Raw genomic sequence first — 23,727 nt, 5'->3', positions numbered from 1 at the left:
AGCAGGAAGTAATGAATAGCCTTCCTGCTTTATCCACTTTACATTCGATTTTCTTCTGCCAACTTTAAAGTAGCCTCACTTATTTCTCCATTTCTGTAAAATTTGATTGTCAGCGAATCTCCGACATTCTTTTCATTATATAAATATTTACGAAGTTGAAGTATATCCTCAATTTTATTTCCATCCATTTCTACAATAACGTCCAACTCTTTAAGTCCCGCTCGACCAGCAGGTGAATTGGGAACGACAGATTCAATCATAACCCCATCGTGAATATCTTTTGGTAACTTTAATGTTTGTTGTTGATGATAAGCAGCAATTTCTGAAACATTCCTTAACGTTACCCCCATTGCAGGCCTTCTTACTTCTCCAAACTTTTCAAGATCTTCAATAACTGGAATGACATAATTAATTGGAATAGAAAAGCCAATTCCCTCTACCGCCTCTTGTGCAATTTTCATTGAATTAATCCCTACAATTTGCCCGCCAATATTAACGAGTGCTCCTCCACTATTTCCTGGATTAATTGCTGCATCAGTTTGAATAACTTCTGCTTGCCAATCTGGAATACCATCGTTATTAATATCAACAGGCACTGTCCGATTTACTCCGGAGATAATTCCTTGTGTAACAGATCCTGAGAATTGGAGTCCTAACGGGTTTCCAATGGCCATCACTGGTTCTCCAATTTTTAGCGAATCAGAGTCGCCAAATTCAGAAATCATGTCTGCCTCAATTTCGTTAGATTTGACCTCCACCACTGCCAAATCCGTCCAGACATCACTTCCCCTTAATTCTGCGGACACTTTTGTTCCGTTGGACAATGTTACTTCTAGCTGTGTAGCTCCTTCTACAACATGATGATTTGTCACAATATAAACGACATCATTCGCCTGCTTATAAATAACTCCCGATCCGACTCCTGCCTCTTGATTTTCGGAATTTGACCAAAAACTCGATGCTTGAATATTTGTAATACCTACAACAGATTTACCAGCTCTCTCAATAGCCTCAGTGACATCTGTTTTCACATTAAGTGAAACGTTTTTTGAAGGAGCATTTCCTTCATTTGGTATAGCCTCGACATTTTCATTTTGCTTATTACTAACTTCTCGTCCTACAACACTAGGATAAATCATAACAACTAATAAGGCACCAATAATTCCGCCAATAAGCCCCGTAAAGAATGCTGATTTTCCACCCCTTCGATTGCTGCGATTTGGGCTGTGATCATCGTAATATCCCACCAACACCATTCCTTTCTAAAAAACTCATATCTATAGTTTGGCTGTTCATGTCTATATTATAATGTTGGACAATTAAATATTGAAATAAAAAGGGAGTGAAAACAAGTACGAATACTGCTTTCACTCCCTACCAATTTATACTGCCGTCAATACCGTTGGTGTATATGGATCCGTGTCAAATAGTTCAAACTGATCGCCAATCGGCATATCCTTTGATTCAAGTGTTTGCTTTACACTCATCCTTGCAAGATCCTTCATATTATTATCAAGGCTTAAGTGTGCTAAATAAATCCGTTTCGTTTGGTCACCAATAACATCACACATAGCTAATGCTGCATCCTCATTCGATACATGCCCGACATCACTTAAAATTCGTCGTTTTATATTCCAAGGATATCGTCCCATTCGGAGCATCTGAACATCATGATTACTTTCGAATACATACATATCCGCATTCGAAATTAATCCCTTCATTCGGTCGCTGACATAACCAGTATCAGTAATAAGAACAAGTTTTTTTCCACCAGATCTGAAAATATAAAACATCGGCTCCACAGCATCGTGTGAAACACCAAAAGATTCAATCTCTAGCCCTCCAAAGGACTTTACTGTTTCCATTTCAAAAATAAACTTTTGATCAGTGGCAAGTTTCCCAAGTTGCTGATCCATTACCTTCCATGTTCGCTCATTGGCGTAGACAGGCAAGTTATATTTACGAGCCATTACGCCTACACCATGAATATGATCTTTATGCTCATGTGTGACAAGAATTCCGTTCAATTTTGCAGGATCACGATCAATTTGTTGAAAAAGCTTATCCATTTGCTTGCCGCTAAGTCCTGCATCAACTAAAAATGCCTGTTCTCCAGCCTCAACATAAATGGCATTTCCCGTACTTCCACTTGCCAGCACACTAAATTGCATTGACATTCCTTTTCACTCCAGTAACTTATTCTCTTCTGTTGGTTGGCTCTGAATTACTGTTCCTTCTAAAGCATTAACCAACATACTCTCCCTGCCATCGTCTCTTTCTATAATAAAATACCATGTTGGTGTTAAAACCTGTGCAGCCTCCATATTAACAAATGTATAGTAGCCAAGTTCTGCCTTAACCGTGCTATTAGACTTGATTAACCCTTTGCCATAAAGGATCTCAAGCACACGAAGTGGTTGAAGAACATCTTCTTCCTCGCTAATCGGATCAATCTCTTCCAACTTTGTTTGATTGTAGGAAATAATTTCATTTTGCTCATTCATTTGGAAAATGAGGTGTGCACTTTGATTTTTAAATAAAAATTTATCATCGACCTTTTGATAATAGGTAAACGTGCGATCAGCCTTGTTATACTCCCAAAACTCATACTCGTCCCCATACAAAACATTGGCTTTCACAAACTCATCCAATTTCTTAAAATCCTCTTCGTTCTTGATGACGATCGGCGTTTCTAATTCAGAGCGTACAATCGTTTGATTTTCAAGATGGACCTGTTGATCTTGTAATTTCTGTAGTTCTTCCTTTGTAAATCGCTTTATATTTGCACTTAAATAATGATCGCTTTCAACTTCTTTTGGCAAGCCTTCATATTTAATTCCATCCGCCTTAAAATTTTCATCTATTGGAGCATCATTCTTTACTTCATATTGCTCCATTTTGGTTAGTAGCTGCGATAGTAGGAAAAGGTCAAGGATTAAAAAGGCAATGATGAAGATGGTTTTGATTCTACTCCAATCCATTCAAATTCCCCCTTATATCTGCAGTGTCTAGCCGCAGCCAAGATCCTGCGTAGAGGTAATACCATGAAGGTTCCAAAATAACAACCTTAGAATTGGTAGAATCCTTGGAAAGCCGATAGCCAATAACCATATTCTGTAATAACTTAGGGTTAAACTCTGGACTTGACGTTAAATAACGAAATGCATCTTCACCAGATGGTAACTCCACTTTTTTCGAATCAGAGAGATCGATCTCTAGAGAAAAATAAGGGCGTTTATATTGATAAATCTCCTCTGCACCCCAACTTTGCCTAATTTCAGTCATTCCCTGTTCATTAAAAACTGGATAACCTTTCGTATATAATCGAAAGACTATTTTCTTTTCATAAACAGAAATACTTGAATAACGATAATCATCAGTCCATCCACCATGTTCATTTACAAAATTAATGCTCCGTTTCAGAACCTCCTCCTGATCCTCTTCTACCTGGTTGTATGTGTCTTGTCCAGGATTTACATACATGAGCATATTCGTCAAATAATCAAGGTTCATAAAACTTCTATCATCTGTATATTGCACACCATTTGGAGGGAAGTCTCTTCTCACTTTATTTGGGTCACGGAAAAGAGCATTTTTAAATTTATCAGGATCAATTGTTTCGGAAATATATTGATACCTCGTCATTTCAATCGATTTCTCCGGTAAGTATAAAAATCTATTGTCCGGTAATTCCATCGCCTTGTATTTATCATAGAGCTTCTTATTTCCATTTGCTTTCGTAAAAAGGGCTTCAACACGTTCTGGATTAATATGAGTTTCATAGGCTTTGCCTTCTACTGTTGATATAAAGTAAACGACGGATCCATCCTGTGAATCATTTGCTTGACGAATCACAATGCGGTCAAATGAATCACGTGGGAAATGGTCTTCTATCTGAATGATGCCCTTATATAAATTAAAAGGGACAATATCAGGATAAAATATCACTGCTCGAGTTCCAGAATTTAATAAGTCCTTTATCTTACTGTCATCTAAAATTTGGACAGTTCCAATATCATAAAAACCCCATGAACCTATCTCTTTAATAAGTTCATTCATAATTTCTGGATTGTTTGTACCATAATCTTCCCCATCCAGATGATAAAGGACATGGCTAGGCTTAATGAGTTCTGAAACATCCCGTTGTTCAGCGATTAAAATTTCATGCATATTAGGATCCATAGCATCTAATTTCGGTTGATACGTCCATAAATTCCATGTCAAAAGAATGCTAAAGACAATTAATATAGACAAAACTATAGATTTCCCGATTTCGTACCTCACAACCAATCATCCTCTTGAACAGGGTCATATGGCAGAGTAAAGCAAATCGTTGTACCTTTTCCTTCTTGGCTTTTCGCCCAAATTGCCCCGCCGTGAACTCCGATTATTTCCTTTGCTATAGCAAGGCCAAGACCCGTACCACCAAGTTGTCTTGTCCTAGCTCGATCAACCCGATAAAAACGTTCAAATACCTTTTCTAAATTTTCTTTTGGAATTCCTATACCTTGGTCGCTTATGCTTACTTCAATTTCCCCTTCAAATTCTTTAACACGGAATGTTATAGTCCCACCTTCCGGTGAGTACTTTAATGCGTTTGAAATAATATTATCAATAACTTGAGTTAATTTATCTTCATCAATTTCAACAAATATGGAATGTTTCGGTAACAATCTTTTAAAATGGACATTGCGTTCCTTTGACATTTCAAAACGGTCAATAATGTGATTGAAAAAGGTGACAAAGTCGACCCAGCCAGGATTAATCGTAAAATTACGACTATCCATTTTAGATAGATCAAGAAGATCATTCACTAATCGAATCATTCGTTCTGTCTCATTTTGAGTTACGCCTAAAAAGCGCGGACCTAACTCCTTATCTTCAATTGCCCCATCTGACAATGCCTCTAAATAGCTTCTCATCGTCGTAAGCGGAGTACGCAATTCATGGGAAACGTTTGAAACAAACTCTCTTCTTTCAGCATCCAATTTTTCTTGTTCAGTTACATCATGTAAAACAACGATAAGTCCATTTACAAAACCTGTCTCCCGCTGAATAATAGACATATTAGCTCGTAAAATAAAATGGTTATCTCTTGTACTATAATCAAGAAGAATAGAGTCTTGCTCAGCTTGCAAATCTTCAAAGCTATATTCCTCTTGAAGGTCCAATAGCTCTGTAATCGGTTGTAAGAGAACCGTTTCACGTGAAACATTCAACATTTCTGCTGCTCGTTCATTAATAACAATGACTTTACCTTTTCGGTCTGTTGCAATGACTCCATCTGTCATAAACGAAAGAACAGAAGAGAGTTTACGTCTTTCCCCCTCGGTAGTTGCCTGAGCTTCTTGCAACCTTTTCGTCAAATGATTAAAGGAATGGGCAAGCTGACCAATTTCATCATTTCCATATACACGGACTTTTCGAGAAAAATTCCCTTTTGCCATTGCCGTAGCTTGTCTTTTCATGTCGGAAATGGGTTTTGTGATCATTCTAGCGAGAAGAATCCCTAATAGTGCCGTAATAAACATAGCAATAACAGTGCCCGTTATAAAAATATTATTTATTTCCTCTAGCTGTTCAAAAACTGTCTCGATCTTGGCTACAAGAAAAATCGAACCAATCACTTCACCATTAGCACTAATAGGAGAGGCTAGTACCCAAATACGCCCTTTCGTATCTTCATCGTAATAGATTTTGTCGAGATGCTCACCAGAAAGAGACCTTTTTACCATTATATCTGTAGACTTTTGACCAACAATTCCTTGATTGCTTGGTTCTGATGTGCCAATAACGACACTGCGATTATTAATAATCCGAACTTCCGAAATATCCGTTGCAGAAAAGTCATAAAGCAAATGTCTTACTTCTTCTTCTAGAGAAGGAATTTCCTCTCCCGCTCGATCTTTGTTAAACTCTTCCTTAATATTATACTCAAGTAAAGGTAAACGCCCTTTAATACCATTTTGGAAGTTTTCAACTAACTGATCTTCAAGTTTTCCAACAAAATAAACTCCTATGATCTGCATGGCAATCATAATTAACAATACATAAATAAGTACAAACTTAATGTGTATTGACCGGAAAAAACCGACTTTTTGCATTTAGATTACTCCTGTTCAGGGGTGCGCAAGTAATAACCTACTCCTCTTCTCGTTACAATCCATGTTGGATGGCTAGGGTTATCTTCAATTTTCTCACGAAGGCGTCTTACTGTAACATCCACCGTCCTGACATCACCAAAATAATCATAGCCCCAAACAGTTTGAAGTAAATGTTCCCGTGTCATTACTTGCCCAATGTGTTTTGCTAAATAATGAAGCAATTCAAATTCACGATGAGTTAATTCGATTGTTTCTCCATTTTTTGAAACGACATAAGCATCAGGGTGAATCGTTAAAGAGCCTACCGAAATTTCATTATTATTACTATCATCTGCCTGCTGAGCAATATGCGTATGTCTGCGCAAATTAGCTTTTACACGGGCAATCAATTCTCTCGTACTAAAAGGCTTCGTTACATAATCATCTGCCCCAAGCTCAAGTCCAAGAACTTTATCAATTTCTGAATCCTTAGCTGTCAACATAATAATTGGCATATCATATTTTTTTCTTATTTCCTTACAGACTTCCATCCCATCGCGATTAGGAAGCATAATATCTAGTAAGACCATGTCTGGTGCCATTTCTTCAACAAGACGTAAAGCCTCATCACCATCATAAGCACACTGGACAGTAAAGCCCTCCTTTTTTAGATTAAATTGGAGGATATCAGCAATTGGCTTTTCATCATCAACAACAAGTATCTTTTTATCCAAGTAGCGCTCTCTCCTTAATAATATTCCCATATATTTATTTGAACAGATATTATATTCATGGATTATCTTAGTTATCCCTTACAAACAGACTTAACCCCCTACAAAAAAGGGATTCACTGTATTTTATCATACTAGACAAACGCGAGTCTATCTCTCACAGCTAGTCAAGAAGAACGGAAGTACTATTTCCGTTACTTTGTCCGTCGCAGCAACATGAGGATGATGCGTTTTAACCTTTTCACGTCTCTCAATTTACAATTGCCTAGTAACCAACAAAAAAACAGATCCGCAAGAGCCTAAACCTCTCTTAGATCTGTCTTTTATACTTTTCTATGTTTCTAAAAGTAATCTTTTGGATTCTTTAGACTGCCATTTTTATAGACTTCGAAATGCAAGTGAATCCCTGTTGAATTACCAGTAGATCCCATAATCCCAATTGCAGAACCTTTCTCTACCTTCTGACCAACAGACACGTTAATGGTTTTCAAATGTGCGTAAACTGTGCGATAACCATTTTGATGATCGATGACAATTTTATTTCCGTAACCGCCATTCCAGCCTGCTGAAACAACAACACCATTATCAGCTGCTTTGATCGTGTAGTTACTTGGTCGTGCAATATCAATTCCTTTATGAAGTGAACCCCACCGTTGTCCTACTCCACTTGAAATATATCCACCATTGGCTGGCCAAGCAAATTGTCCAGTTCCCCGAGAAGGAATCACTTTTGTTCCCTTTTCAACAATTTCCTTTACAGGATTATCTATAATTGTTTCTTCTTTTGTTTCCTTTTTTACTTGATTGCCATTTTCCTCAATGACACTGTATAGAAATCCGCTTTTACCATTCTTTCCTTCTTGTTTAACCTTTGTTTCACCTTTTGGCATCGAGCCGTTCTCAATCACTTCTTTTTCATATTGTACTACTTCTTCTTGATAAGCTTCTCGTTCAACGACAACTCGAAGAAGTGGTACAGTTACAACTGTATTAAGTTCTTGGCCAATCTGTAAAATCGAATCCTCTGTAATTCCTTTGTTTAACTCCATCAACTCTTTAGTTGTCAAATTATATTTGGGAGCAATGCTTTCTAGAGCTTCGCCTGCTTTAATAATATGTTTTTTCTCTTCCAGCGTCCCTTTTTGTAAAAGATTAACAGCATCTTTGTCTGCCGTAACTTCATCGGGATTGACTGACATTTGTTTATATTCCATGTCTTCTTTAATAGAGATATTGATTACGCGAGATTGATCAGCCTGTAGTGAAGGAAGTGATTCTTTGTTTATTTGTTGCCCTTTGAAATCATTCCATTCTTTTTTTGAGACATATTTTCTCTTTAAATCCTCAATAGCCTTCTCTGCATCTTCTCTACTTTTTAAATAGATTAATGGTTTATCATTCACAGTAATCGCAATTGCATTAGCTTTCACGCGAGCATGATTCTTAAGCTCTTTAATAACAAGGTCATTTTCTTCGTTAATGCGAAATACTTGCTCTGGTATGTATGAGATTTTATTGTCTAATTCTAGTTGATAACCACTATATTCCTTTAGTTGTTCATCAATAATTCCGCTAACAGCACTTTCCACTACAGTTGTGTCAGAAACTTTACCAAGATAAGTATCGTCCATATAAACATGATAGACTGTTTCAAGCTTTGTATCGGCTGACGCAGCTAAAGTTGTATTGAAAAAGACCATACACGCTACAACCAATACAGAAAGGTATCCAGGCATTTTTTTCTTTTTGCGCCGTCTGTATTCCAAATCCATGTTCAAATCCTCCCAAGATCGTTTCCCCATGTCTTTGCTTGCATTTCTCTATTTTTTATAGGTAAATAGTTGTGTTATTATTTCGATATTTACTTTACCATATAAATGGAGGCAATTGAGAGAATATCAAATAATGTAATATAAATGTATAAAACCTGTCATTACCTGTAATAAAGAGAGACTTCCGACTAATTGGAAACCCTATCATATCAGTGTATCTAGCAGTATATGGGCATTTTTCAATAGTTTCATACCATGACAAAAAGCAACATTAAATATTACAATTTGGTTACAATAACTTGTTTTCGCCATTATTTTAGGGGTTTTTCAAATAAAAAAAGTACTGCGAGAGGCTACGTCATCGCAGTACTTTTTGAGGAAAAATGTTAATAAAAGTAATATTATCATGGCTTTTAAATTTTAGCAACAGTTTTCGACAAAAACCTTATATGACCACCTTGTCCATATGCCAGAAATATCAATGGCTGACCAGTAACTTCTCTGGCCAGCCATTATTCCGTATATGATTTATTCTAAGCTCCCGGTGGTACAGCCGAGTCATCAAATCTTCTTTCAAGATTGACGAATTTATTGTACTCCTTCACAAAGGCGAGTGATACAGTACCTACTGGGCCATTCCTCTGCTTTGCAATGATAATTTCAATAATATTTTTATTCTCGGAATCGTGGTCATAATAGTCATCACGATATAAAAAGGCTACGATATCCGCATCCTGTTCAATACTTCCCGATTCCCTTATATCAGACATCATCGGTCGTTTATCTTGACGCTGCTCTACCCCACGAGATAGCTGGGACAATGCAATAACAGGAACTTCTAATTCCCTAGCTAAAGCCTTTAAGGAACGAGATATTTCAGATACTTCCTGTTGACGGTTTTCTTTGGAGTTTCCATTCCCTTGGATTAACTGAAGATAGTCAATTAATATCATTCCAAGGCCATGCTCCTGTTTTAATCGTCTACATTTGGAACGTATGTCTCCTATCCTAATCCCAGGCGTATCATCAATAAATATTCCCGTATTAGACAAACTTCCCATAGCCATCGTCAACTTACCCCAGTCCTCTTCCGTTAATGAACCTGTTCTGAGGTTTTGCGCATTAATATTCCCTTCCGCACAAAGCATACGCATAACAAGTTGTTCCGCACCCATTTCCAGACTGAAAATAGCTACATTTTCTGCCGTTTTCGTTCCAACGTTTTGAGCTATATTAAGGGCAAAAGCCGTCTTCCCTACAGAAGGACGTGCAGCCACAATAATTAGGTCATTTCGCTGAAAACCTGCTGTCATACGATCCAACTCGGCAAATCCGGTTGGAATCCCGGTCACATCACCTTTTCGACTATGGAGAAGCTCAATATTATCAAAGGTTTTAACAAGGACATCCTTTATATTTTGAAAATCACCCGCATTTTTCCTTTGGGCAACTTCCATAATTTGCTTTTCCGCGTCATCTAAAAGAGCTCCGACTTCATCTTCACGTGAAAATCCTTCTTTTGCTATATTCGTGGCTGTTCGAATCAGTCGTCGGAGTAAAGACTTTTCTTCTACAATCCGAGCATAGTGCCCAATGTTTGCAGCAGTTGGGACAGAGACAGCCAATTCACTTAAATAAGAAATGCCCCCAACATCTTCGATCAATTGGGCAGCTGCGAGTTCCTCTGCTACTGTCACCAAATCGACGGCCTTACCCATTTCAGTTAATTTAAGCATGCATTCAAAAACTTTTTGGTGCGAGCTTCTATAAAAATCCTCTGGAATGAGTAGCTCTGATGCAAGCATAATAGAGGTAGGCTCAAGAAAAATAGCTCCTAAGACAGCCTGTTCAGCCTCAATATTTTGCGGTGGCGTACGATCAATTAATGATTCATTCATTCTGCTCTTCCTCTTTCGCTTAAAAATAAGAGTGAAAAGGAATAGTAGAATGACCGAGTAGAATTTTAGACTTTCTCTACCCTGATCACTATTCCATCGATTTCTATTATACTACTCTTGGCTTAAATATTCTTGTAATCTGGTGAGTTTCCATATTTTCTATAGTTACACACTTATTTCATTTTTCCTAAATGAATGCATCGAAATCCACATTATGATCGTGCTAAATGAACTTCCACTTATAAAAATGATAAGGATAGGAAAGGTCGTACTTATTAGATATACAAAATAACTTCCTACAATCATCATAATCGCATAAAGTGGTTTCCCTAATACAATAATGACCGACCGCTTAATATATTCAAATGTTCGATATTGATAATGCACGTATAAAGGGAATATATAAAGTACTACAACAAAATAAATGAATAAGGTAAAAATAATAAAGTAGCTTAAAGTTATATATACGATGTGATTAGCTGTTTGAAAAAAACGTAAATCAACATACAGAATAATGCCAAGAAAGGTTAATAATGCGCCTATCATATTCATTTGGAAAAAACTTGTTTTATAAGTTGACCAAAATATTGGAAAAACGGAGATTTGCTCCTTAACGATCCACTTTCGTGTTACAGCAAACATCGCTGTAGTCGCTGGAAATAAACCGAAGATAACACAACCTAACAATGTAAAAAGAATCCATAACATATTTAGATAGAGTAACCTCATTACCCAGATGGCTATTCCATATAGTTTCCAAACAACCTCTTCATACATTTTATAATCCTCGCTTACTTTGCTTATTTCATAAATTAAAAACATTGGTGAAGTTTGTCCAACCCCATAATCTCATAAAGGCTATCTTATAAAGAGAAAACTATAAGATAGCCTTTATATCAAATTATTGTGATTCAGCCCAACGATCATATGCGGCTTGATGAATAGATACTAACTCATTAATTCCCAATTTCTCCATTGTTTCTAAATGCTTTTCCCAACCAGCATCAATAGATTCTGCTCCAGTAATAAATTTCGCCTCTGCTTGCTCAAAATAAGTATCAATATCTGGTTTTAAAGCACTAATCCTTTTTTGTTCTTCTTCTGTAAAATATACTAAAGGATATGGTGACTTAGCATATGGAATTAATTCTTCAGAAACCCATTTATAAATTTCTAATATTGTTGGATTTCCTCCCTCTTTATTAAAAAATTCCTCTGTTAAAACCATCGGCACGTTCGTTCCCACTCCTGGAGCATGTTTAGCATTTGTTTCCGTAGTACTTAAACCAGGGTCTTGCAATAGTTCCCATTGATGATCATCATTCCATTTGAAGGTCTTACCTTCAATACCGAGTCGTGCTAAAATCGTTCCTTCTTCTGAATATGCATGATCAATCCAACGCATGGTCGCTTCTGGATATGGATTATCTTTCGTAATTGCTGCCCGACCCCGACGAATATCACTCATTAAGATTGTTAGCTTTTGATCATTTGTACTGCTTGTCATAGGCGACAATACTGGATAGTTTAAAGCTTCAGTTACATCTTCAAACCCTACTTGCACAATCGGCCATGTACTAAATACGCCCGTTCGCTTTCCTTTTGCAATAAATTGCTCCCAAGTATGACCAAACATCTCATTATCTAATAATTTTTCGCTATAAAGTTTATTTAAGTATTTCAGATACTCTTTAAATTCATCCTGGATCCAAGCATATTTAACAATACCGTTATCTTCATAAATCCCATCCTGTTGAACAATACCAAAGTTTGGGAGTAAACCAACACGTAAATCTGCGGGATTATTAGCAGTTAATGGGATGACATCTCCAACATTTCCGGGATCTTCCTCTTTAAATCTTTTTAATAGTTGATAAAAGTCATCCATCGTTTGCGGTTTATCAACCCCAAGCTTTTCAAGCCATGGGCCATTTAACCACATGATCGGAGTTTTTGAAGTCTGTGAACTATCAATACCAGGTAGAGCATATATATGGCCATCTGGAGTTGTAATCGATGCCGCTAAATCAGGATTTTCAGTCATTAACTTTTTAAAGTTAGGAGCATACTTATCAATTAGATCTTCAAGTGGAATTAAAAGCCCTTGAGTTCCAAAATCAACTTCTTCACTAGTAGTTAAATCCGCTCCATATAAAAAGTCAGGTAATTCTAAGCTCGCAAACGCAAGTTGTTTATTTTGGGTAAAATCATCCCCTGTAGCCGTTCGATAATCAAGTTTAATATTCGTCAGTTGCTCCATCTCTTGAAAGAATCCCATATCTCCCCATTCCGGTTGAATAGGAGAGCGCTTCCCCATTATTTGTAATGTTATTGAGTCATTAACAATTGGGTAGCCTGTTGATTGAAAGTTTTCGGGAGCTTCCTCCTTATCAGTTGTTTGCTTTTCACCTCCACTAGGATCACTATTTGAACACGCAACAAGGAACATAGCAAACAACAGGACAAAACATAGTAAAATTCTCCTCTTCATATTCTTTTCCCCCTCTTTAATATTTGCTATTTTATGATTTTCTGAAAGGAACACCTGTACAGGTTGAACTCCCTGCTTCAATTGACTATTATTCCTTCAACGAACCGATCATGACCCCTTTTATAAAAAATCTCTGTAAGAATGGATAAATCATTAGTAATGGTGCAGCTGAAACAATCATTACAGCGTATTTAATAATATCGGCTATACGAGCATGTTTACTAATCGCCTCGGCCGCTCCACTCTGTTGCAATAATTCAGCCGTGATTTTTTGTTGAACTAATATCTCCCTTAAAAAGAGTTGTAAAGGAAATAAGCTTCTTTCATGTAAATAAATCAATGCTCCGAAATATTGATTCCAATGACCAACACCATAAAATAAGGCCATTACAGCAATAATAGGTGCAGATAACGGAAGAACAATTTGGAGAAAGGTTCTAATTTGAGAAGCACCATCCATTTCAGCCGCTTCCTCCAATCCTCTTGGAATCGTTACTTTAAAAAATGACATCGTCACAATGATATTCCACATTGCAGCTGCACTTGGAATAACCATCGACCAAATTGTATTAATCATCCCAAGATCACGTACTAGTAGGTATGTTGGAATTAAGCCTCCATCAAAAAACATAGTAAATACAAATAGAGTCATGATTAATTTTTTCCCTATTAAATCTTGTCTTGATAAGGCGTACGCACATGGTAAAGTAACAACCAAATTAATGAATGTTCCTAGCAGTGTATAGAAGATCGTATTCCGATAGCCCACCCATATTTCGCTGCTTTGAAAAACCCGTTCAAATCCTTCAAACGTAATCCCCTTTGGAAATAACCACATGGCACCAGAATTTACATAAAAAGGGTCACTTATTGAGGCACTAACAATATAAATCAACGGATAGGAAATGATGATAATGAAAAACAAAACTAAAAGTTTATTACATAAATTAAATATTTGATCAGACCTAGTTTCCTTTATATTCATATGGGATACCCCTCTTTACCATAGACTTGTACCCGTCCTCCTTGCCAAGCGGTTAAAGAATATTAAAATAAGGAAATTTACAATCGAATTAAATAAACCAACAGCTGCAGAATAACTATATTGCCCATGTAGTAAACCCGCTTCATACACATATGTTTGGATGACTTGGGATGATTCTAGATTTAAAGGATTTTGCATTAATAATATTTTTTCAAATCCAATCGATAACATATTTCCCATATTTAAAATTAATAGAATAATAATCGTCGGTAAAATACTCGGAACATTCACATGCCAAATACGTTGCAGTCTAGTCGCACCATCCACTTTTGCTGCTTCATGCAGCTGTGGATCGACTCCTGCTAGTGCTGCTAAATAAATAATGGCTCCCCACCCGAGATTTTGCCATTCGTTGGACCATACAAAAATGGATTTAAACCAAGCTGGTATCGTCATAAAACTAATAGGTTCAATACCAAATTTTCCGAGCAGGTTATTAATAATTCCTGTTGAAGGATCCAAGAAAGCGATGATCATTCCAACAAATACAACAACGGAAATGAAATGTGGGGCATATGTTATCGTTTGTGCGGTTTTTTTAAATTTGCCATCTCGCAATTCGTTTAGAGAGAGAGCAACAATGATTGAAATTGGAAATAGCGCTAGAGCGTATAAATTAATTCCTAGAGTATTTTTTATTAAGTCCCAAAAATAATGAGTATTAAAAAAGCGAATAAAGTGCTCAAATCCTACCCATTTACTTCCTAAAATTCCATCTATCGCGCGAAAATCCTTAAAGGCAATTTGTACACCATACATTGGATAATATTTAAATATTAAAAAGTAAATAATAGCTGGAGTTAATAAAACGTATAGTTGCCAATTTATCTTTATTCTTCTCCAATTATAACGACGTTTTTTCCTTGAATTTGGTGAAGGATCTAATTTGTTAAGATGATGGGAAACACTATGATCTTCCATACTGAAACAACTCCTCTTGGAAAACTAGATCTTAACTTGAACAAAACAACCGAACCCATTAAACTTAACTCCCTTTTTCATCATCCTAGTCGAAATCACCTCGCTTTAAAAAAATTCCATCTGTATTGAAATAATGATCTTATAGAATCTATGGCGATATAAAACTTTAATTTATATAGTATATTATCCACTTGTACTAATATTTCGGGTAATCCCTTTATTGTCGAAAAAAAAATCTACCACAGTCTAAATGACTATGGTAGATCAGAGTATCTTCACTATTTAAAAATATGCAGCTAAACCTTTTGCGATCTTCTCATATTTAGAGAATAATTCTCGGTACTTTTTATGATTTTCTAGGTTAGGCTGGACAACTTTACCGACTGGGATGTTCTCTTTAATTTTGGAAAATGATTCTGCTGCACCGATTCCAACAAGCGATGTCCATGCAGCACCCCAAGCTGCACTATGATGTGATTCAGAAAGTTGAATTTCTCGCCCAAAAAGATCAGCCATAATTTGTACCCATAGATCAGATTTCGATAAACCGCCATTTATGCAAATCCTCTTTGGTTCCCCTGCTAATTGTTCTAAAGACTTTCCGATTTGGAATAAATTAAAGGCAATTCCTTCTAGAACAGCCCTCACAACATGTTCTCGCTTATGCCCGATTTTCAGGCCAAAAAAGTTTCCTCTCGCTTGTTGATTCCATAAAGGTGCCCTTTCTCCATTCACATATGGGAAAAATAAAATTCCCTCTGACCCAATTTCAATATTTTCAGCATCGGCAAGAAATTCCTCGTGCGAACCTTTGTATTCGAATAAATCCTTTATCCATTGCAAGACAATGCCGCCATTATTTGTAGCCCCTCCGATAATAGAAGTATCGTCCGTAAATAAATATGTAAAAGTTTCCTCGCTTTCGTTCACATTTGTTCCTTGAATAAATTGCCTTATCGCTCCACTTGTTCCAACGGAAATAGCGACTTCTCCAGGTAAGATCGCTCCGTCTCCAAGATTAGCTAATTGACCATCACATGCACTAAGAACAAACGGAATTGAATCAGATATCCCAATCTCCTCCGCAATTGTTTTTTTCAAACATGGTAATACCATTGTGGGAGGAACAATCTCCGATAACTGATTTCTTTTAACCCCTGCTAGCTTTAATACCTCTTCATCCCAGTCAAGTGTTTGTAAATTTAACAGTCCTGTCGCAGATGCCATTGAATAATCAATCCAATGCTGACCAAACCATTTTTTTATTACATATTCCTTAATCGACATAAAATAACTTGCTTTTTTATAAGGCTCATACTGATTTTCTTTCATCCATAACAACTTTACAAATGGATTCATTGGGTGAATAGGGGTACCTGTTTTTAAGAAGATTTCCTTTCCAATTGTCTTTTTAAGCTTATCAGCTTGATCACTACTTCTTCCATCTGACCAAATAAGCATATTTGATAATGTTGCTCCATTCTTATCAACACAAATAAGCGAGTGCATAGCCGAGGAAAAGCCAATTGACAGCAATTCTCCTTCTTTTACTTCAGCCTTCTTGATGACATCCTTAAGAACAAATCTACAAGACTGTTCAAGTTCGTTTGGATCCTGCTCAGCCCAATTTGATTCTGGATAAAATGTAGTAATTAATTTTTCTGCTTCTGCAATAAACTTTCCATTTTTGCTAAATACAACCGCTTTTACACTTGTTGTACCAATATCTAGTCCAATGACGAGTTCTCTTAACATGAGTTCACATCCTTCATCGAGTAAAAAGACTTTGGAGTATAATTCCCCAAAGTCCTTATATCCTTAAGATAAAACCTTATTCATACTTCCACTTTTATAACCCGCTAAATCTAATGTAATATATTGATAGCCGAACTCCTGTAATTTTTTGGAAATTTGCTCGTGATTCTCCATAATAATAGCCATATCATTAGGCTCTACTTCTATTCTAGCCATATCCTGGTGGGTTCTTACTCGAACTTGACGTATGCCTAATGATATTAAATAAGCTTCAGACTTATCGACCTTTGTTAGTTTTGCTTGCGTAATAGTCTCACCGTAAGCAATTCTTGAAGATAGACAAGCAAAGGATGGTTTATCCCAAGTAGGCAAATTTCGTTCCCGAGACAACTCCCTAATCTCTTCCTTAAATAAATTTGCCTCTTGTAATGGCCCGCGTACACCCTTCTCTTTTGCCGCCTTCATACCTGGACGATACTCATTGAGATCATCTGCAATTACACCGTAAACAACATTTTCAAATCCTTGCCTTTCCATAATAGGGATCAAATGTTCAAATAGACTATTTTTACAAAAATAACAACGGTTTCGATCATTTTCAATATACCCAGGTATAGCTAACTCAGAAGTTTCAACGACCAAATGTTGGGCACCTATTAATTTAGCAAGCTTTCGGGCTTCCTCTAATTCTCTGCTCGGATATGTTTCCGAATCAGCTGTAACAGCGAGTACATTTTCTTGCCCTAATGTATCGACTGCTGCTTTTAACAAAAAGGTGCTGTCTACTCCACCTGAAAAGGCCACAACTACTTTCTTTAGCTCGCGGAGAATCGATGTTAACTTTTCATATTTTTCGTTAAGCAAGATTCTTTCTCCTCTCTGAAACTTTAAATTGTCATACTGCCAAATCCGCCATCAACACGGAGCAATGTCCCTGTGACAAATCCCGACGCCTTATCTGACGCTAAATAAATAGCCGCTCCTTGCAGTTCTTCCGGCTCCCCAAATCGCTCCATTGGGGTATGATTCATAATCGATTCAATCCGATCCGGACTTAAAATTTTTCGATTTTGTTCTGCAGGGAAAAAGCCAGGAATAATCGCATTAACACGAATCCCGTAAGGAGCAAATTCTCTTGCCAAAAATTGTGTTACACTATTAACCCCCGCCTTTGATGCCGAGTATGTAAATACTTTTGATAAAGGTGTCGTAGATGAAACTGAGGAAATATTAATAATACTTCCCTTTCTTCCTTGCTCAACCATCCGTTTTGCAAAAATCTGTGTAGTAAAGACTAATCCTTTTAGGTTCACATCCATGATGTCATCCCACTCATCGGTTTCTAACTCAAAAAATGGTGTTGTACTGTTTTTTCCCGGTGCATTTAGGACGATGTCCCAACCGCCAGCCCACTCCTCAATGGCAACCGCTACCTGTTTAATAGACTCTAAATCACTTACATCAGCTTGAAAAGACTTTGCCACCCCACCACTATTCTCAATTTCCTTCGTTATAGCTTCAGCCTTCTCCATATTTCTCCCAACAACAGCTACCTTCGCTCCATGGGCTGCCAACCCTTTTGCCATTGCTCCACCTAAGACACTATTACCACCAACAGCAACGGCTGTCTTGCCTGTCAAATCAAATAAGTTCGTCATTTGTTTCTCCTCCCTACGCTAAAATAGATTACCTTGTTCATCAAATCTAAACTCGTATAAATCGGATGCTTGCTTAAGGTGTTCATGTTCTTTTACATATTCGAGAAGTGCTTCGGACACTTCTATTTCACCTATTTCTAATGTATTCTTGATTCGGACCAATTTGACCTTTGTAAAATCAAGAATATTACATGTTTTAATAGCTGCCTGAATGGCAAGCTGATCATTTGGTAGAGTAGTAGAAATATGAGTAGGACCAACAACAGTTGACGTTAATCCATTAGCATATGTAGCCTCTCTATCCATTTTGTCCACTAGACGCTGGGTTGTGAAATCAGCCGTCCCTACTCCATTTGCATTTCCTTCTGTTTCATCTGTTAAATCAAGTACAACCATTTTAGCCACATCTGGTCCACCATACGCATACGGGGTTGGATAACGGCCTGTTATATTGGGGTCCATCCCATCTCCACTAATGTTCTTCCCAATCTTATCAATGACAAGCACATCAATTTTGTCAAAATGCAGTTTTGGCAATAATTGCTTTGCTAGCTTTAAAAGTTCGATCTCCCTAGATTCTATATTTTCTGGTTTTAAAACTTCTATTTTAGCAACTTTATCAAAGGCATTTTCTACAGATGCTACCGCAAAAAGTATCGGCATTTTATCCATAATTAGCCTTGCCATCGCTGGCACATGTTCCGCCATATGTTTGAATCCTAACTGATGGCATGCCTCAGCACCCTTTTGCTTTCCAAGACCAATACTAATCATCTTCATAATGCCACTCTCAATCGATCCGCGAAATGCAGTATGTGGCTTCACACGATTGATCACAATAATACCATCTGCCTCTGATGCCATTTTATCAATATAAACGGGTAATCCATTGGACAGTTCCCCTAATTTGATAACATCCATTGACGAGCGTATTTCCGCATTTACACTTTCTTCCGTAATGCCTAAATGGGCTAAGACGGCTTTTTGCCCCTCAGCAGTTGCACCACCGTGGCTTCCCATACATGGGACAATAAAAGGCTTTGCTCCTAAACTCTGTAAAAATTGGATCGTCACCTTCGTCATTTCGACAACTCGATCCAATCCTCTACTGCCAACTGCAACAGCTATCTCCATTCCAGGTTGAATAATCGCTTTAATATCTTCTTTATTTAATTCCATTTGTAACGCATCAGAAGTGTTATCTATTTGAAAGCTATCAAACTTTTGCTCTACCTTTATTAATTTGGGAATTGGAATATCCTTTAATAATTCTTGGAGTATACCCATTCAATAAAACCTCTCCTTCTAAAAATCTTTAAGAAACCCCTTTCATTTCATTATACAAATATCAATCTAGTATATAAAGGAATTAATCTCCGAAATATTATAATAATTAAGTTTACAGTAAGGAAAGGAGTTTAATTACTCTAAAAAGACAAAAAACCGCCTATTCTAGCAAAATGGAGCTTGTCACTCCAATTTCACAGAAAAGACGATTTATCTTAATTGCTATTTAAAATCTTACTTATTTCCCTTCTTTTACATGAACATCCACTGTAGCAGTGACTTCATGGTGAAGCTTCATTGGTACTTTTGTAACACCTAATGAGCGAATGGCATCATCCAATAAAATTTTCCGTTTATCCATTTTAATGTTGTGAGTTTTTTTCAATTCATCTGCAATTTGCTTACTCGTAATCGAACCGAAAAGACGCCCACCTTCTCCTGCTTTAGCCGTTAACTCGATTGTTAAATTCTCTAATATTTTCTGAAGCTTTTTAGCCTCTTCCAACTCCTCATGGGCTGCTTGTTCTGCCTTCTTCTGTTGATTTTCCAGTGACTTCATATTTCCCGAAGTTGCCTCGATTGCCAAGCCTTGCTTGAATAAAAAGTTCTGAGCGTAACCAACTGCAACGTCCTTTACTTCGCCCTTTTTCCCTTTACCTTTTACATCTTTTAAGAAAATAACTTTCATGATTCCTCGCTCCCTTCCAAATATTGATCAATAACCTGTTTCAATTTTAACTCTGCCTCTACAACTTTATCTCCTTCAAGCTGTGCAGCAGCATTAGTTAAATGTCCTCCTCCACCTAAAGTTTCCATTATAAGTTGGACATTAACTTCTCCTAAAGACCTAGCACTAATACCGACAACATCATCATCTCTTCTAGAAATAACAAAAGAGGCTAAAACACCATTCATTGTGAGCAGTGTGTCTGCTGTTTGTGCAATCGTAACTGGATCATATAATTCATCTTCCAGCCCACTCGCAATAGCTATCCCATTTCGATATAATTCAGTTGTTTCAATCAACTTTGAACGCTTAATAAATTTATGAATATCCTCTTTTAAAAACTTTTGGACCATGATAGTATCTGCCCCTTGCGTCCTTAAATAAGAGGCAGCATCAAATGTTCTAGATCCTGTTCTAAGTGTAAAACTCTTTGTATCAACAATGATTCCTGAAAGCAATGCTGTAGCTTCTAATGCATTCAATTTTCCAGCCTTAGGTTGGTATTCCAATAATTCGGTTACAAGCTCAGCAGTTGACGACGCATACGGCTCCATATAGACTAACAGAGGCTTTTTAATAAAATCCTCACTCCTGCGGTGATGGTCAATGACAACCACCCGCTCTGTTTTCGTTAATAGTTTCTCTTCAATAACGAAAGATGGTTTATGAGTATCCACGACAACGACTAAAGAGTTTTCCGTCACAATTTCCAATGCTTCTTCTGGTGAAACCAACCTCGAATAAAGTTCAGGATATCCCTTCATTTCCTCTATTAGACGTTTTACAGATGTATCGATATTCGTAAAATCAACAACGATGTAACTTTCTTTATGATTTAACTCTGCTGTCTTTCGAATGCCTATTGATGCACCAATCGCGTCCATATCAGGAAACTTATGACCCATAACAATCACTTTGTCACTTTCCGTAATTAGATCCTTCAATGCATGAGAAATGACTCTAGCCCTTACTCTAGTCCGTTTCTCCATTGGATTCGTTTTACCACCATAAAATTTCAATTTACCATTTGGAAGTTTTATCGCAACCTGATCTCCTCCACGGCCAAGAGCCAAATCTAGACTGGATTGAGCAAGTGTCCCTAATTCTGGTAGAGTTTCAGCACCTAATCCAATCCCAATACTAAGAGTCAGTGGGAAATTATCTTTTGCCGTTGCTTCCCTTACCGCATCTAAAATGGAGAACTTATTCTTTTCCAACTCACGAAATATCTTTTCATTTAATATCGTGATAAACCGATCCGAAGAAGTTCGCTTTAAGAATATTCCATGTTCTAACGCCCAATCATTTAGAATAGAAGTAATAAGGTTATTTAACCCACTTCGAGCTTGGTCGTCCATTCCCTGCGTAGCATCATCATAATTGTCCATTAGAATAACGGCAAGAACATTTCTTTCATCCTCGTACCTTTTTTCCAACTCAATTTGCTCGGTTATATTGAAAAAGTAAAGTAACCTTTCTTCTGGCCTCAGAATAACACGAAACTTATGATTATGTATTGTAACAATTTCTGTTTCAATCTCTTGCTTAATAAGCGGAACAATTTGTTCTCCAACCTCGTATAAGGACTTGCCAATGAGATTACTTTCATTAAAACATGTTGCCATATATGGATTGGACCATTCTATATAGCCTTCATCATTAATGAGTAATATTCCAATTGGCATTTCTAGCAATGCCTCCTCACCCACCTTTTTTATTCGGTGGGAAAGGGTTGAAATGTATTCTTTTCTAGCCTTTATCGTCTCTCTCTCTAAATAAACCGTTATTAAGAACAATGCCAAGAGCAAGAAGGCACCAATCAAAGCTATCCATAGATTTTCAAAACCAATGTATATAAGTAAAACAGCTGTTAATGCTATTATACCATACAGCGGATAGTGCACTTTGTGCTCCTTTAAAAATGAAGGCATTCCTTCAGCTCCTTTTCCCTACATTTGCCAGTGTTTCTTTCCTTAATTATAGATGTTAATCTCAACTTTGACTAAGGCGCTGTCTTAAATTAAACCCTATATCAATTATACCCAACACACGAACAATTGAAAGGAAAAACGGTAGAAAAAGCGTTAATACAACAGCAATAATAGGAATAGCCTTTGACCATTTTTTCAAGTGAGCAAAGTAGAAAATGAATGATAATCCTTGAATAACAAGTAAGCTTTGCAAAATAAAACTAGCATTTAAAATAGCCATTTGCCAAAATGAACCTGAATCGTTATTTACGATAAACGATAATAGAATAACAAGTAAATAAATCCAGACTATACTTTTTGGAAAATTCAAGTTACGAAAAGGACTAAACTTTGGCACTTCAACTCCAAGACGTTTAGCAATCGGGAAATTCACAACTATAATTACAATGACATTTATGAAGGCCGTACCTACCATCAATGTCGGCGCCATCAAGCTCAAAATTTGGACCATTTCTCTTAATTGTTCTTGTAATTCAAGAGGTGGTGATTGCCCAAGCGTTTTCAATGCTTCTATATACTGATCAATAGATGTTTGAAAAATCCGCTGATATTCAGTAAGGAAATTCAAGTTAAAAAATAAAGCTGATATTACGAAAATTAGCACCAGACTAAAAAGAAATACTACACTGGAGGCTAAATAAATAGTCCGTTTACTTTCCTTCCTTTTAATACAATATCCCATCATTAACCCTGTTGTGCCATAAAGAAATGCAAAAAGCAAGCCAACAAAGGATCCTAATATAAAGGATAGAAGCATAGCACTGATTCCCAAAATAATGGAATACTTAACAGAATGTTTACTACTATATAGAAGGAACGGCAATATTAGAAACAGCTGTATAATAACTCCTAATATTGGAACAAATATCATCACAAGGATCATGACAATAAAAATGGCCAACATAAGGGCTCCTTCTGTCAACATTCGTGTTTTTCCCACTTTGTCACCTCTTTTTATTATCCGTATATCTTTCTCATTTTACAGAGGATTTAAGATACGTTCAACTTTACAATCTATATTTATAAAAAAAGAGCAGTAAGGATTACTCCCCTTCTGCTCTTTTTAAAGATCTAATTATTCACCCGAAACAAACGGAAGTAATGCCATTTGTCGAGCACGTTTAATAGCAACTGTTAATTTACGTTGATATTTCGCGCTAGTACCTGTTACACGTCTAGGTAAAATCTTTCCACGTTCAGAGATGAATTTTTTTAGTAATTCAATATCTTTGTAGTCGATATGTGTAATACCGTTTGCAGTAAAGTAACAAACTTTCCGACGTTTACGTCCGCCTCTGCGTCCACCTGCCATGATAACGACCTCCTATTCATTAATTTTTATCGTACTAGACATTAAAATCCGCTAAT

20 protein-coding genes are annotated in these 23,727 nt (G+C 36.8%); all 20 read right to left on the bottom strand.

The genetic code is table 11. The features are described 5' to 3' along the window. Window positions 1–38: 38 nt before the first annotated feature. Complete coding sequence (locus BN1243_RS14555; protein WP_062107948.1) at window positions 39–1,247, bottom strand: S1C family serine protease; 1,209 nt, start codon at window positions 1,245–1,247, stop codon at window positions 39–41. 135 nt (window positions 1,248–1,382) lie between these two features. Then, window positions 1,383–2,177, bottom strand: a complete 795-nt coding sequence (locus tag BN1243_RS14550) for an MBL fold metallo-hydrolase (RefSeq protein WP_062107947.1) — start codon at window positions 2,175–2,177, stop codon at window positions 1,383–1,385. 6 nt (window positions 2,178–2,183) lie between these two features. Beyond that, window positions 2,184–2,981, bottom strand: coding sequence for a two-component system regulatory protein YycI (locus BN1243_RS14545; protein WP_062107945.1), 798 nt, complete (start codon window positions 2,979–2,981; stop codon window positions 2,184–2,186). Next, the gene (locus tag BN1243_RS14540; protein WP_062107943.1) at window positions 2,968–4,284 is read right to left on the bottom strand and encodes a YycH family regulatory protein; all 1,317 of its coding nucleotides are present in this window, start codon (window positions 4,282–4,284) and stop codon (window positions 2,968–2,970) included. The genes BN1243_RS14545 and BN1243_RS14540 overlap by 14 nt, the downstream gene beginning before the upstream one ends. After that, on the bottom strand, window positions 4,281–6,104 hold the full coding sequence (gene walK / locus BN1243_RS14535; RefSeq protein WP_062107941.1) for a cell wall metabolism sensor histidine kinase WalK: 1,824 nt from the start codon (window positions 6,102–6,104) through the stop codon (window positions 4,281–4,283). Before walK ends, BN1243_RS14540 begins: the two co-directional genes overlap by 4 nt. A gap of 5 nt (window positions 6,105–6,109) precedes the next feature. Next, entirely contained in the window at window positions 6,110–6,817 is a 708-nt protein-coding gene (yycF, locus tag BN1243_RS14530; protein WP_062107939.1) for a response regulator YycF, read from the bottom strand. Window positions 6,818–7,155: 338 nt separating this feature from the next. Then, window positions 7,156–8,586 (bottom strand): M23 family metallopeptidase, encoded by a 1,431-nt coding sequence (locus BN1243_RS14525; protein WP_062107937.1) that lies wholly within the window; start codon window positions 8,584–8,586, stop codon window positions 7,156–7,158. 533 nt (window positions 8,587–9,119) lie between these two features. Then, window positions 9,120–10,484: a replicative DNA helicase gene (gene dnaB / locus BN1243_RS14520; RefSeq protein ID WP_062107935.1), complete on the bottom strand. Its 1,365-nt coding sequence runs from the start codon at window positions 10,482–10,484 to the stop codon at window positions 9,120–9,122. Between the two features lie 165 nt (window positions 10,485–10,649). Beyond that, entirely contained in the window at window positions 10,650–11,306 is a 657-nt protein-coding gene (locus tag BN1243_RS14515; RefSeq protein WP_062107933.1) for a YesL family protein, read from the bottom strand. 79 nt (window positions 11,307–11,385) lie between these two features. Then, window positions 11,386–12,975, bottom strand: a complete 1,590-nt coding sequence (locus BN1243_RS14510; RefSeq protein ID WP_062107931.1) for an extracellular solute-binding protein — start codon at window positions 12,973–12,975, stop codon at window positions 11,386–11,388. Between the two features lie 88 nt (window positions 12,976–13,063). Beyond that, window positions 13,064–13,960, bottom strand: coding sequence for a carbohydrate ABC transporter permease (locus BN1243_RS14505; protein WP_062107929.1), 897 nt, complete (start codon window positions 13,958–13,960; stop codon window positions 13,064–13,066). A 15-nt stretch (window positions 13,961–13,975) separates the two neighbouring features. Further along, window positions 13,976–14,941 carry an ABC transporter permease gene (locus tag BN1243_RS14500; protein ID WP_062107927.1) on the bottom strand — a complete coding sequence of 322 codons (966 nt, stop codon included), beginning with the start codon at window positions 14,939–14,941 and terminating at the stop codon, window positions 13,976–13,978. A 282-nt stretch (window positions 14,942–15,223) separates the two neighbouring features. Further along, window positions 15,224–16,696: a gluconokinase gene (locus BN1243_RS14495; RefSeq protein ID WP_062107926.1), complete on the bottom strand. Its 1,473-nt coding sequence runs from the start codon at window positions 16,694–16,696 to the stop codon at window positions 15,224–15,226. A gap of 63 nt (window positions 16,697–16,759) precedes the next feature. Beyond that, complete coding sequence (gene larE, locus BN1243_RS14490; protein ID WP_062107923.1) at window positions 16,760–17,560, bottom strand: ATP-dependent sacrificial sulfur transferase LarE; 801 nt, start codon at window positions 17,558–17,560, stop codon at window positions 16,760–16,762. A 23-nt stretch (window positions 17,561–17,583) separates the two neighbouring features. Then, a complete protein-coding gene (locus tag BN1243_RS14485) occupies window positions 17,584–18,354 on the bottom strand; it encodes an SDR family oxidoreductase (protein WP_062107921.1) in 771 nt (256 codons plus the stop codon). Between the two features lie 18 nt (window positions 18,355–18,372). Beyond that, on the bottom strand, window positions 18,373–19,641 hold the full coding sequence (locus BN1243_RS14480; protein ID WP_062107919.1) for a nickel pincer cofactor-dependent isomerase, group 22: 1,269 nt from the start codon (window positions 19,639–19,641) through the stop codon (window positions 18,373–18,375). Between the two features lie 238 nt (window positions 19,642–19,879). After that, window positions 19,880–20,329, bottom strand: a complete 450-nt coding sequence (gene rplI / locus BN1243_RS14475) for a 50S ribosomal protein L9 (RefSeq protein ID WP_062107917.1) — start codon at window positions 20,327–20,329, stop codon at window positions 19,880–19,882. Then, a complete protein-coding gene (locus BN1243_RS14470) occupies window positions 20,326–22,299 on the bottom strand; it encodes a DHH family phosphoesterase (RefSeq protein ID WP_062107914.1) in 1,974 nt (657 codons plus the stop codon). Before BN1243_RS14470 ends, rplI begins: the two co-directional genes overlap by 4 nt. A 61-nt stretch (window positions 22,300–22,360) precedes the next feature. Next, the gene (locus BN1243_RS14465) at window positions 22,361–23,299 is read right to left on the bottom strand and encodes a YybS family protein (protein WP_154669863.1); all 939 of its coding nucleotides are present in this window, start codon (window positions 23,297–23,299) and stop codon (window positions 22,361–22,363) included. A gap of 135 nt (window positions 23,300–23,434) precedes the next feature. Beyond that, window positions 23,435–23,671, bottom strand: coding sequence for a 30S ribosomal protein S18 (gene rpsR / locus BN1243_RS14460; protein ID WP_062107912.1), 237 nt, complete (start codon window positions 23,669–23,671; stop codon window positions 23,435–23,437). Window positions 23,672–23,727: the final 56 nt, after the last annotated feature.

It is taken from the genome of Bacillus niameyensis, from assembly GCF_001375535.1.
GTDB lineage: Bacteria > Bacillota > Bacilli > Bacillales > Bacillaceae_C > Lederbergia > Lederbergia niameyensis.
Note: the sequence above shows the minus strand (reverse complement) of the source record. Positions and strands in the feature narration are given on the sequence as shown.

Excerpts from the sequence above, each read along its gene's own strand:
- BN1243_RS14525 (WP_062107937.1), bottom strand. The coding sequence starts at position 8,586 with ATGGATTTGGAATACAGACGGCGCAAAAAGAAAAAAATGCCTGGATAC.
- BN1243_RS14505 (WP_062107929.1), bottom strand. The coding sequence starts at position 13,960 with ATGAATATAAAGGAAACTAGGTCTGATCAAATATTTAATTTATGTAAT.
- BN1243_RS14510 (WP_062107931.1), bottom strand. The coding sequence starts at position 12,975 with ATGAAGAGGAGAATTTTACTATGTTTTGTCCTGTTGTTTGCTATGTTC.
- walK (WP_062107941.1), bottom strand. The coding sequence starts at position 6,104 with ATGCAAAAAGTCGGTTTTTTCCGGTCAATACACATTAAGTTTGTACTT.
- BN1243_RS14545 (WP_062107945.1), bottom strand. The coding sequence starts at position 2,981 with ATGGATTGGAGTAGAATCAAAACCATCTTCATCATTGCCTTTTTAATC.
- BN1243_RS14550 (WP_062107947.1), bottom strand. The coding sequence starts at position 2,177 with ATGTCAATGCAATTTAGTGTGCTGGCAAGTGGAAGTACGGGAAATGCC.
- BN1243_RS14480 (WP_062107919.1), bottom strand. The coding sequence starts at position 19,641 with ATGGGTATACTCCAAGAATTATTAAAGGATATTCCAATTCCCAAATTA.
- BN1243_RS14470 (WP_062107914.1), bottom strand. The coding sequence starts at position 22,299 with ATGCCTTCATTTTTAAAGGAGCACAAAGTGCACTATCCGCTGTATGGT.
- BN1243_RS14485 (WP_062107921.1), bottom strand. The coding sequence starts at position 18,354 with ATGACGAACTTATTTGATTTGACAGGCAAGACAGCCGTTGCTGTTGGT.
- BN1243_RS14500 (WP_062107927.1), bottom strand. The coding sequence starts at position 14,941 with ATGGAAGATCATAGTGTTTCCCATCATCTTAACAAATTAGATCCTTCA.
- rpsR (WP_062107912.1), bottom strand. The coding sequence starts at position 23,671 with ATGGCAGGTGGACGCAGAGGCGGACGTAAACGTCGGAAAGTTTGTTAC.
- dnaB (WP_062107935.1), bottom strand. The coding sequence starts at position 10,484 with ATGAATGAATCATTAATTGATCGTACGCCACCGCAAAATATTGAGGCT.
- BN1243_RS14495 (WP_062107926.1), bottom strand. The coding sequence starts at position 16,696 with ATGTTAAGAGAACTCGTCATTGGACTAGATATTGGTACAACAAGTGTA.
- rplI (WP_062107917.1), bottom strand. The coding sequence starts at position 20,329 with ATGAAAGTTATTTTCTTAAAAGATGTAAAAGGTAAAGGGAAAAAGGGC.
- BN1243_RS14515 (WP_062107933.1), bottom strand. The coding sequence starts at position 11,306 with ATGTTTTTAATTTATGAAATAAGCAAAGTAAGCGAGGATTATAAAATG.